2 protein-coding genes are annotated in these 1229 nt (G+C 68.3%); one reads left to right on the forward strand and one right to left on the reverse strand.

The genetic code is table 11. The annotated features are described in order from the left end of the window. Positions 1 to 624 precede the first annotated feature (624 nt). A complete protein-coding gene (locus tag BZY54_RS46370; protein WP_143668352.1) occupies positions 625 to 948 on the reverse strand; it encodes a nuclear transport factor 2 family protein in 324 nt (107 codons plus the stop codon). A gap of 78 nt (positions 949 to 1026) precedes the next feature. Between BZY54_RS46370 and BZY54_RS51380 the strand changes: the two genes are divergently transcribed. Next, positions 1027 to 1182, forward strand: coding sequence for a hypothetical protein (locus BZY54_RS51380; protein ID WP_158104025.1), 156 nt, complete (start codon positions 1027 to 1029; stop codon positions 1180 to 1182). Positions 1183 to 1229: the final 47 nt, after the last annotated feature.

Raw genomic sequence — 1229 nt, forward strand, 5'->3', positions numbered from 1 at the left:
TGCACGGTGCACGGGCGGTGCTTACCGAAGGGAAATGGGCGGGCGACAGCCCGATGCTTCGCCGCTCGTGGGGCCGAGGTCCTGATCGCCGACATCGGCGGCGACACCGGGGAGGTCCAGGACACGTCGATCCGGCGCGGCCTGGTTCTGGGCGTAGACGCCGGGTCCCGCTACTTGACAGCGCTGTACGGTGCCCCGATGACGATCGCCGGATGTTCCCGGGACTCTCGGCGGCTCCTTGCGGACGATCACCTGCATGCCCTTCGGCCAGCGTTCGGAGCCGAAGCCGGACTGCTCGGCGGGCGACCGCAAACGACGGAGCCAACCTGCCCGGACGCCGTGAGAAGCAGTGCCGCCGTATGTCGGATCCAGGTGACCGGTTCCGCGGACGGCCGTGGATGCGCTGCGGCAGAATCGCTGTTGTCCGCGGGGACACGACCTGGTGGTGCACGCCCGGAACAGCCGGCGCGGCGTCCCTCGGCTCACTGGTGCCAGCATGTGGAGCGGACCGGCGGTCATGCCGGTCAACATCATGCGGCGCTCGACCGTCCACCCGTCGGCGGTGCGAACCAGTTTCCAGCCGGAGATGACGGAGCGGAGGGCCGTGAACTCGCCGTCCTCGGGCTATACGCTCGCGTACGCCCGGTCCCCGCGCAACATGACGTGCGGCAGCGACAGCACGTGCGAGCACCCCTTCGCAGTCAATCCTTGGTGCAGCGAGCCGTGTATGAAGTCTGCGATCTCGTCCCGGCCCTCGAAGCGACCGAAGTCGATGTCGTATACGCCCTCGGGCGCCCACAGTTCGGCAGTCTCCTCGTGCAGGTTGCCGTCCGCCGGGCGGCCGTAGGCGCTGACGCGCTGGTAGAACTCCAACTGGTCGTCGATTCTGCGTAGTCGGGCCTCGAGCTCGCTGTCGGTGCCGGTGGTCGCCTCATGGGTGTCGGTCATGTGGCTCCTCTCGAAGACGATCTCCTGTGGGGCTCCCAAGCCGGGGTTGCCCCACAGGAGATCGGTTCTCCGTGCTGTGTGCCTCAGCCGCCCGCGGTCCCAGAAGGGCTCGGCCTTGTTGTCACCGACAAGGACCACAACCTGCCGGCGGCGGGGCAGCTGTTCGCCGGTCCTCCCGGCATCGACTTCAAGGCGCTTTACCGGAAGAGCTGGGGAGCGCCCGCGGGCGGCTGAGGCACACAGCACGGAGAACCGATCTCCTGTGGGGCAACCCCGGCTTG

Origin of the sequence: Streptomyces carpinensis (assembly GCF_002154505.1) — a bacterium.
Taxonomy (GTDB): Bacteria; Actinomycetota; Actinomycetes; order Streptomycetales; family Streptomycetaceae; genus Streptomyces; species Streptomyces carpinensis.

Coding starts and splice junctions, on each gene's coding strand:
- BZY54_RS46370 (WP_143668352.1), bottom strand. CDS start 948: ATGACCGACACCCATGAGGCGACCACCGGCACCGACAGCGAGCTCGAG.